Origin of the sequence: Streptomyces sp. SolWspMP-5a-2, assembly GCF_900091845.1 — a bacterium.
Lineage (GTDB): Bacteria > Actinomycetota > Actinomycetes > Streptomycetales > Streptomycetaceae > Streptomyces > Streptomyces doudnae.
The window spans coordinates 23,320-32,867 of sequence record NZ_FMCI01000125.1 but is presented as its reverse complement, the minus strand read 5'-3'; the positions used below and the strand labels follow the sequence as shown (position 1 = coordinate 32,867).

Sequence of the window (9,548 nt, the reverse complement as noted above, 5' to 3'; positions counted from 1 at the left end):
CGCGGCCCGCGCGGCGACGGCGCTGCGGGCGGCCCGCGACGAGGACGCGGGCGGCGCCAGTGGCCTGCTCACCCTCGGCCCGGTCCGCGACCACCTAGCGGAGGCCGAGAGATGCGCGGCGGAAACCAACTGACGTGCCCCACCCACCACGAACGAACCGCCACCTCCCCCAGCGGCACACACGGCCCATCCTGCTGACAAGGACGGGTTCCCGGACGCCCCCGCGTTCTCGGACGACCGCGCGTTCTCGAACGACCGCGCGTTCTCGAACGACCGCGCGTTCTCGAACGACCGCGCGTTTCTGTATGGATACGCGTTCCCGGACGACCGCGGGCACGACGGCGCCTTCCCGGACGTCCCGAACACCCCCCGGCCCTCCCAGCCCTCCCGGACGCACACCGAGCCCGTGCGCCCCGCCCGCAGGGCGCCCCGCGGACGCCGGAACGCCGGGACGCCGGACGGGCCGAGGGGTCTCGGTCCGTCCGGCGTCCCGGGTGCGGTCGATCGGTGGTGCGGAGGTCAGACCAGGTTCACCGAGCGCGCGAACGTCGCGCCGATCTCCTCGCCGACCTCGGCGAGCACCCCGGGGGCGACCGTGTCGTCGACGGTGAGCACGGCGAGCGCCTCGCCGCCGGCCGCCGAACGGGCGACCTGCATGCCGGCGATGTTGATGCCCGCCTCGCCGAAGACCCGGCCGACGGTGCCGACGACACCGGGACGGTCCTCGTAGCGCAGCACCACCATGTGGTCGGCGAGCGCGAGGTCGACGTCGTAGTCGTCCACGGCGACGATCTTCTGGAGGTTCTTCGGACCGGCCAGGGTGCCGGAGACCGACACCTCCTCGCCGGTGCCCAGGGTGCCGCGCACCGTCACCACGTTGCGGTGCTCCGACGCCTCCGAGCTGGTCGTCAGCCGCACCTCGACGCCGCGCTCCTGCGCGAACAGCGGGGCGTTGACGTACGACACCGTCTCGGCGACGACGTCCTCGAAGACGCCCTTGAGCGCGGAGAGTTCGAGCACCTTGACGTCGTGCTGGGTGATCTCGCCGTAGACCTCGACGTCCAGGCGGACCGCGACCTCACCGGCGAGCGCGGTGAAGATCCGGCCGAGGCGCTCGGCGAGCGGCAGACCCGGCTTGACGTCCTCGGCGATGACCCCGCCCTGGACGTTCACCGCGTCCGGGACCAGCTCACCGGCGAGCGCGAGCCGCACCGACTTGGCGACGGCGATACCGGCCTTCTCCTGCGCCTCGTCGGTGGAGGCACCGAGGTGCGGGGTCGCGACGACCTGGTCGAACTCGAAGAGCGGGGAGTCCGTGCAGGGCTCCTTGGTGTAGACGTCGAGCCCGGCACCGGCGACCCGGCCCTCCTTGAGCGCCGAGTACAGCGCCTCCTCGTCGACGATCCCGCCGCGCGCCGCGTTGACGATCCGCACGCTCGGCTTGACCTTGCGCAGCGCCTCGTCACCGATGAGTCCGAGGGTCTCGGGCGTCTTCGGCAGGTGCACGGTGATGAAGTCGGAGACTTCGAGCAGCTCGTCGAGGGAGAGCACCTTGACGCCCATCTGGGCGGCGCGCGCGGGCTGCACGTAGGGGTCGTAGGCGACGACCTTCATGCCGAAGGCGGACATCCGCTGGGCGACGAGCGCGCCGATGCGGCCGAGGCCGACGACGCCGAGGGTCTTCTCGGCCAGCTCGACACCGGTGTACTTGCTGCGCTTCCACTCGCCGTTCTTGAGCGCGGCGTTGGCCTGCGGGATGTTGCGGGCGGTGGCCAGCAGCAGGCCGCAGGCCAGCTCGGCGGCGGTGACGATGTTGGAGGTCGGGGCGTTGACGACCATCACGCCGGCCTTGGTGGCGGCGGAGACGTCGACGTTGTCCAGGCCGACACCGGCGCGCGCGACGACCTTGAGCTTGCCCGCGGCGGCCACGGCCTCCGCGTCGACCTTGGTGGCGGAGCGGATCAGGATCGCGTCGACGTCGGCGATGGCCGGGAGCAGCTCCGCCCGGTCGGCGCCGTTGCAGTGCCGGATCTCGAAGTCCGGCCCCAGCGCGTCCACGGTGGCGGGCGACAGCTCTTCGGCGATGAGTACGACAGGTTTCGAGCTCACGTGAGTCCTCACAAGTCCAGTGCGTGCGGACGGCCGTCCCGACGGCCGCATGCGGTGGAGGGGAAGCGGCGCCAGGAGATGCGCACCCGCACTCCCCGGTGTCGCTGAGCCGCGTGGAAGACGCACGACGCTGTGGGCCTGACGCGTATTAGTGCAGCAGTGTAGTGGCGTCACGCCCGACGTCGTGCGCCGCTGCGGAAGGATCACCCGTCCGTGCGGGACAGGCTGGACAACGGGGCCGGAGCGATCGCTCCGGCCCCGCCGCCCGGGAGGCTCAGGCCTCCTCGTTCACCCACGACATCAGCTTGCGGAGCTGCTTGCCGGTGGTCTCCAGCAGGTGCTCGGAGTCCTGCTGCTTGTACTCGTTGTACTTCTTCAGACCGCCGTGGTACTCGTCCATCCAGTTCTTGGCGAAGGTGCCGTCCTGGATCTCGGCGAGGATCTGCTTCATCTCGGCCTTGGTGGCGTCGGTGATGATCCGCGGGCCGGTGACGTAGTCGCCCCACTCGGCGGTCTCGGAGATCGACCAGCGCATCTTCTCCAGGCCGCCCTCGTACATGAGGTCGACGATCAGCTTCAGCTCGTGCAGGCACTCGAAGTAGGCGATCTCCGGCTGGTAACCGGCCTCGGTCAGGGTCTCGAAGCCCGCCTTGACCAGCGCCGCGGTGCCACCGCAGAGGACGGCCTGCTCGCCGAAGAGGTCGGTCTCCGTCTCCTCGGTGAAGGTCGTCTTGATGACGCCGGCGCGGGTGCCGCCGATGCCCTTGGCGTAGGACAGGGCCAGCGCGAAGGCGTTGCCGGTGGCGTCCTGCTCGACGGCGGCGATGCAGGGAACGCCGCGGCCCTCCTCGTACTGGCGGCGGACCAGGTGGCCGGGGCCCTTCGGGGCGACCATGCAGACGTCCACACCGGCCGGCGGCTTGATGAAGCCGAAGCGGATGTTCAGGCCGTGGCCGAAGAACAGCGCGTCGCCGTCGTTGAGGTGGGGGGCGATGTGCTCCTCGTAGACCTGGGCCTGGATCGGGTCCGGGACGAGGATCATGATGACGTCGGCCTCGGTGGCGGCCTCGGACGGGCTCACCACGCGCAGGCCCTGCTCCTCGGCCTTCGCCTTGGACTTGGAGCCCTCGTGCAGGCCGACGCGCACGTCGACGCCCGAGTCGCGCAGCGACAGCGCGTGGGCGTGGCCCTGGCTGCCGTAGCCGATGACCGCGACCTTGCGGCCCTGGATGATGGACAGGTCGGCGTCGGCGTCGTAGAACAGCTCGGCCACTGTGGGTTCTCTCCTTGTGTACGGGTGTCGCGTTCCACCGTATGCCGGTGGGCGGAAGGGAAGTCTCGGGGTCTCGGCATACGGGCGACCGGGGCCGCCCGCGCGCCGGTCAGGCGGACCGGTCGAGCGCGCGCAGCGAGCGGTCGGTGATGGAGCGGGCGCCGCGGCCGATGGCGATGGTGCCGGACTGCACCAGCTCCTTGATGCCGAACGGCTCCAGCATCTTGAGCATCGCGGACAGCTTCTCGCCGGACCCGGTGGCCTCGATGGTGACGGCCTCCGGGGAGACGTCGACGGTCTTGGCGCGGAACAGCTGGACGATCTCGACGATCTGCGAGCGGGTCTCGTTGTCGGCGCGCACCTTCACCAGAACGAGTTCACGCTGGACGGCGTGGGACGGCTCCAGCTCGACGATCTTCAGCACGTTGACGAGCTTGTTGAGCTGCTTGGTGACCTGTTCGAGGGGGAGTTCCTCGACGCCGACCACGATGGTGATGCGGGAGATGTCGGGGTGCTCGGTGACGCCGACGGCGAGCGAGTCGATGTTGAAGCCCCGGCGGGAGAAGAGGGCGGCGATCCGGGCCAGGATGCCCGGCGTGTTCTCCACCAGGACCGAGAGCGTGTGCTTGGACATGGGTCTCTTTCGTCTCTCTCGCTCAGTCGTCTTCGCTGTCGCCGAAGTCGGGGCGGACGTCCCGGGCGGCCAGGATCTCGTCGTTGGAGGTGCCTGCGGCGACCATCGGCCACACCATCGCGTCCTCGTGGACGATGAAGTCGACGACGACCGGGCGGTCGTTGACCGAGTTCGCCTCCTCGATCACCTTGTCGAGGTCGGCCGGGGACTCGCAGCGGATCGCGTAGCAGCCCATGGCCTCCGACAGCTTCACGAAGTCGGGGACGCGGGTGCCCGCCCCGGCCTGCTTGCCGTCGGCGCCGGGGCCGCTGTGCAGCACGGTGTTGGAGTAGCGCTGGTTGTAGAAGAGGGTCTGCCACTGGCGGACCATCCCGAGGGCGCCGTTGTTGATGATGGCGACCTTGATCGGGATGTTGTTCAGGGCGCAGGTGGTCAGTTCCTGGTTGGTCATCTGGAAGCAGCCGTCGCCGTCGATGGCCCAGACGGTCTGGTCCTGGGCCCCGGCCTTGGCGCCCATCGCGGCCGGGACCGCGTAGCCCATGGTGCCCGCGCCGCCGGAGTTGAGCCAGGTGGCGGGCTTCTCGTACTGGATGAAGTGGGCGGACCACATCTGGTGCTGGCCGACGCCCGCCGCGAAGATCGTGCCCTCGGGGGCGAGCTGTCCGATCCGCTCGATGACCTGCTGCGGGGAGAGCGAGCCGTCGGCGGGCTGCTCGTAGCCGAGCGGGTAGGTCTCGCGCCAGCGGCTGAGGTCCTTCCACCAGGCGGTGTAGTCGCCCCGGTGGCCCTCGCTGTGCTCCTTCTGGACGGCCTGGACGAGGTCGGCGATGACCTCACGGGCGTCCCCGACGATCGGCACGTCCGCCTCGCGGTTCTTGCCGATCTCCGCCGGGTCGATGTCCGCGTGGACGATCTTGGCGTGGGGGGCGAAGCTGTCCAGCTTGCCGGTGACGCGGTCGTCGAAGCGGGCACCGAGGGCGACGATCAGGTCGGCCTTCTGCAGCGCGGTGACGGCGGTGACCGCACCGTGCATGCCCGGCATCCCCACGTGCAGCGGGTGGCTGTCGGGGAACGCGCCGAGCGCCATCAGGGTGGTGGTGACGGGCGCTCCGGTGAGTTCGGCGAGGACCTTCAGCTCCGCGGTGGCCCGCGCCTTCAGGACGCCGCCGCCGACGTAGAGGACCGGGCGGCGGGCGGCGGTGATCAGCTTGGCGGCCTCGCGGATCTGCTTGGCGTGCGGCTTGGTCACCGGGCGGTAGCCGGGCAGGTCCATGACCGGCGGCCAGGAGAAGGTGGTCTGCGCCTGGAGGGCGTCCTTGGCGATGTCGACCAGGACAGGACCGGGGCGGCCGGTGGAGGCGATGTGGAACGCCTGCGCGATCACCCGGGGAATGTCCTCGGCCTTGGTGACCAGGAAGTTGTGCTTGGTGATCGGCATGGTGATGCCGACGATGTCCGCCTCCTGGAAGGCGTCCGTGCCGATCGCCTTGGACGCGACCTGGCCGGTGATCGCGACCAGCGGCACGGAGTCCATGTGCGCGTCGGCGATCGGGGTGACGAGGTTGGTGGCACCGGGGCCCGAGGTGGCCATGCACACGCCGACCCGGCCGGTGGCCTGGGCGTAGCCGGTGGCCGCGTGACCGGCGCCCTGCTCGTGGCGGACCAGGACGTGGCGGACCCGGGTGGAGTCCATGAGCGGGTCGTACGCGGGAAGGATCGCGCCGCCGGGAATGCCGAACACCGTGTCGGCCCCGACCTCCTCGAGCGAGCGGATGAGGGACTTCGCACCCGTGACGTGCTCGGGGGCGGAGTGCTGTCCTCCGGATCGGGGCCGCGGCTGCGGATGGTGGGCCCCGGTGGCCTGCTCGGTCATCGGCATTCTCTTCTCGATGCTGAGGGTTTTTGCGAGGTTTGTACGGGTTTCGGCTGCTGCACCGGGGGTGCCTGTGCAACAAAAAACCCCTCGTGCCATAAGGCAAGCGAGGGGAGCGCGCCGGGTGTTTTCGCCAGGAGTTCCGGGTCCGACCGGACGTCACCAGCTTCAGCCGACGCGCTTTCCAAGTACGAGAATTCGGGTGCGCATGGAACTGACCCTCCCCCCGGCACGTATCACGTGTCAAGTGGGTGGGACGGGAGTCTCATTATGTGAGCGGAGGATACTGCCGCTTCCCAGGACCGCGGTCACCCCGGAGCCGAACACCCCGGAGCCGCCGCCCGCGAAGACCGGTTCGACCGGCCCGTGCGGCACCGGGTAGTGCCCGGAGCCGAGCGCCCGGCGCAGCCGGTACTCGTCCAGCGCGCCGGAGAACGCCATGCCCTGTCCATGGGTGCAGCCCATGGCGCGCAGCGCCACCACCTGCTCGGGCAGGTCCACACCCTCGGCCACGGACTGGAGCCCGAGGTCACCGGCGATCCGCAGCAGGCCGCTGGTGATCTTGTGGAGCCTGGCCGACTCGACGACGCCCTCGACCAGCCCGTGGTCGAGCTTGAGGATGTCGACGGGGAGCCTGCGCAGCGCCGTGATGGCCGCGTAGCCGCTCCCGAAGCCGTCCAGGGCGATCCGGACGCCGAGCCGCCTGAGCGCCCCCAGACGGCGCTCCAGCTCGTCCAGGCAGACCCGGGGGTCGGTGTCGGACAGCTCGATCACCAGGGACCCGGACGGCAGCCCGTGCCGGGTCAGCAGCGCCTCGACGGAGCTCAGCGGCATGGAGCGGTCGAGCAGCCGCCGTGCGCTCATCCGCACCGCCACCGGGACGTTCAGCCCGTTCGCGGCACGCTCGGCGGCCCGCGCGACCGCCTCCTCCAGGACCCAGCGGCCCAGCTCCTGCGTCTTGTCGCTGTCCTCGGCGACCCGCAGGAACTCGGCGGGGGTGAACAGCACGCCCTGCGAGGAGCGCCAGCGCGCCTGTGCGGTGAGGGACGTGATCCGGCCGTCGGTCAGGGAGACCACGGGCTGGTGCAGCAGCGTGAACTCGCCGTCGTGCAGGGCGGCCCGCAGCCGGGTGGCCAGCTCCGCCTTGCGCGCGACGTCCTGCTGCATCTGCGGCGCGTACAGCTCGACGCGCCCCTTGCCCGCCGCCTTGGCCCGGTACATGGCGAGGTCGGCGTTGCGCAGCAACTCGCCCGCGCCGAGGCCCGGTTCGGCGAACGCGACGCCGATGGAGGCGGCGACCCGGACATCGTTGCCGTCGATCAGGTAGGGCTGGGACAGGGTGACGCGCAGCCGGTCGGCGAGTTCCATGATCTGCCGTTCCCGGGCGGGCCGGTCCCGGGTGCCGTCCCCGACGATCAGGGCGGCGAACTCGTCGCCGCCGAGGCGGGAGGCGGTGTCGCCGTGCCGTACCGCGTCCTGGAGCCTGCGGGCGGCCTGCACCAGCAGCTCGTCGCCGGCCTGGTGGCCGATGGTGTCGTTGACGGCCTTGAAGCCGTCGAGGTCGATGAAGAGCACGGCGGTGCCGCGCAGATGGGCGCCCCGGTCGGAGGCGCGGCGGCCGGAGAGCGCCTGCTGCACCCGCCGGGTGAACAGGGCCCGGTTGGGCAGGTCGGTGAGCGGGTCGTGCTCGGCGTTGTGCTGCAACTGCGCCTGGAGCCTGACCCGTTCGGTGACGTCCCGGCTGTTGAAGATGAGGCCGCCGTGGTGCCGGTTGACGGTGGACTCGACGTTGAGCCAGCCCCCGTCGCCCGAGCGGAAGCGGCACTCGATGCGGGTGGTGGGTTCGGTGAGCGGGCTGGCGGCGAGGAACCGGCGCACCTCGTGCACCACGCAGCCCAGGTCCTCCGGGTGGATGAGACCGGCCAGTTCGCTGCCGATCAGGTCGTCGGCCGAGCGGCCGTAGACACCGGCGGCGGCGGGCGACACGTAGCGCAGCACCCCGCTGGGCGCGGCGATCATGATGACGTCGCTCGACCCCTGCACCAGGGACCTGAAGTGGTTCTCCTTCTGGGCCAGTTCCTGGGTGAGGGTGATGTTGTCGAGCAGCATGATGCCCTGGCGGACCACGAGGGCGAGCACCACCGTGCCGCCGGTGATCAGCACCACGCGGTCGACGCTGCGGCCGTTGAGGACGTTGTAGAGGATCCCCAACGTGCAGACGGCGGCGGCGAGATAGGGCGTGAGCGCGGCCAGCGATCCGGCGATCGGCCGGGAGAGCGGGTAGCGGCCGTGGTCGGCGCCGGGCAGCGGTGCCTGGCTGGGCGGAGCGCCTGCCGGGCGGCCCGGCACGTGCTCGCGCACCACGCGGGTGGCCGCTTCCCGGTCGTGGCCCTCCTCGTCGGGGAGGGAGTGCCGGGTGGCGGCCCAGGGCGCGTAGGCGAGCAGCAGCGAGCCCGCGAACCAGCCCGCGTCCAGGAGTTGGCCCGAGCGGTAGTTGTTGTGCAGCAGCGGCGAAGTGAACAGGGCGTCGCTCATCACGGTCAGCGCCAGCGCGCCGATCGCCATGTTGACCGCCGTGCGGTTCACCGCGGAGCGCCGGAAGTGCAGCGCGAGGACCATGCTCACCAGCGCGATGTCCAGGAGCGGATAGGCGAGGGAGAGCGCGGTGTGGGCGACGCTCGGGCCGTCGAACTTGGCGGCCTGGGCGAGCGCGAGGCTCCATGACAGCGTGAGCAGCGAGCCGCCGATCAGCCAGGCGTCGAGGCCGAGGCAGACCCAACCGGCCTTCGTGACGGGCCGTTTGGCGAGCACCAGCAGTCCGACGATGGCCGGTGGCGCGAAGCAGAGGAAGAAGAGATCGGCGTAGCTGGGAGTGGGCACCGGACGCTCCAGGACGACCTCGTACCACCCCCAGACGCCGTTGCCGAGAGCCGCCATCGCCGAGGAGAGGGCGAACAGCAGCCAGGCCGGTCGAAAGCGGATCCGACGGGTGCGCGCGTAGAAGAAACAGGACACCGCGGCGGTACCCGCCGCGGCACTCAGTCCGAAGTCGCCCATGACACGGGCGGTGTCCTCGGAACCCCAGCCGAGTGCGGAGCCCACGCCGTATCCCGCGCAGACCAGAGCCAGCAGAAGCTGGTGGACCAGGCTCGTCCAGCCGCCGGCGACCGGCGGCCGCGACGGCGGCGCGGGGGCGGAGTGCACCCGCAGCGCCGCGTCGACGGTGGTGGTGGGAGTCGGCGAACTCACCGCGTCCTCCCGGTGCTTGCCGCTCCCGGAACCCGCCGGTCCCGGTGCGCCGGATGTGTCTGCGCGCGGCCCACCCCGGGCCGTGCGTGGTGATGGTTGTGCCGGCAGCCGTGGCCGCCCTCGCGGCCGCGTCTGCCCGCGTCCGTACACCAGGGTCGCCGCCGGCGGCTTCGCCGCGTCGGATCGTTCGTCCATAGGCCGTGCATCGCCCGTCGCCCCCCTCACCGTCTCCATGTCATCCCCGGCGCCGAGCGGTGCACGGCGCAGCCCCTGCCCGGACGATACACCAGACTCGTCACTCAGGGACATAGTTCCTCTACGCTCCGTGACGACCAGCGCAGATGCGGGCACGGTACGCGCCCGAAGGGTTGCGGAGGGTGCCGGAAAGGGGGTCGGGGCACCTGCGGCGA

At 71.0% G+C, this 9,548-nt stretch carries 5 protein-coding genes; all 5 read right to left on the bottom strand.

The window, feature by feature from the left end; translation table 11 throughout:
• Positions 1-519: 519 nt before the first annotated feature.
• The gene (gene serA / locus GA0115242_RS12410; RefSeq protein WP_093827630.1) at positions 520-2,109 is read right to left on the bottom strand and encodes a phosphoglycerate dehydrogenase; all 1,590 of its coding nucleotides are present in this window, start codon (positions 2,107-2,109) and stop codon (positions 520-522) included.
• A gap of 274 nt (positions 2,110-2,383) precedes the next feature.
• Entirely contained in the window at positions 2,384-3,382 is a 999-nt protein-coding gene (gene ilvC / locus GA0115242_RS12405; RefSeq protein WP_093827628.1) for a ketol-acid reductoisomerase, read from the bottom strand.
• A gap of 109 nt (positions 3,383-3,491) precedes the next feature.
• The gene (gene ilvN / locus GA0115242_RS12400; RefSeq protein WP_093827626.1) at positions 3,492-4,016 is read right to left on the bottom strand and encodes an acetolactate synthase small subunit; all 525 of its coding nucleotides are present in this window, start codon (positions 4,014-4,016) and stop codon (positions 3,492-3,494) included.
• A 22-nt stretch (positions 4,017-4,038) separates the two neighbouring features.
• The gene (locus GA0115242_RS12395) at positions 4,039-5,895 is read right to left on the bottom strand and encodes an acetolactate synthase large subunit (protein WP_161353108.1); all 1,857 of its coding nucleotides are present in this window, start codon (positions 5,893-5,895) and stop codon (positions 4,039-4,041) included.
• A 237-nt stretch (positions 5,896-6,132) separates the two neighbouring features.
• Positions 6,133-9,138: a putative bifunctional diguanylate cyclase/phosphodiesterase gene (locus tag GA0115242_RS12390; RefSeq protein WP_161353105.1), complete on the bottom strand. Its 3,006-nt coding sequence runs from the start codon at positions 9,136-9,138 to the stop codon at positions 6,133-6,135.
• Positions 9,139-9,548: the final 410 nt, after the last annotated feature.

Bases quoted from the DNA above. Each gene is read 5' to 3' on its own strand.
- ilvN (WP_093827626.1), bottom strand. From the start codon at position 4,016: ATGTCCAAGCACACGCTCTCGGTCCTGGTGGAGAACACGCCGGGCATC.
- GA0115242_RS12395 (WP_161353108.1), bottom strand. From the start codon at position 5,895: ATGCCGATGACCGAGCAGGCCACCGGGGCCCACCATCCGCAGCCGCGG.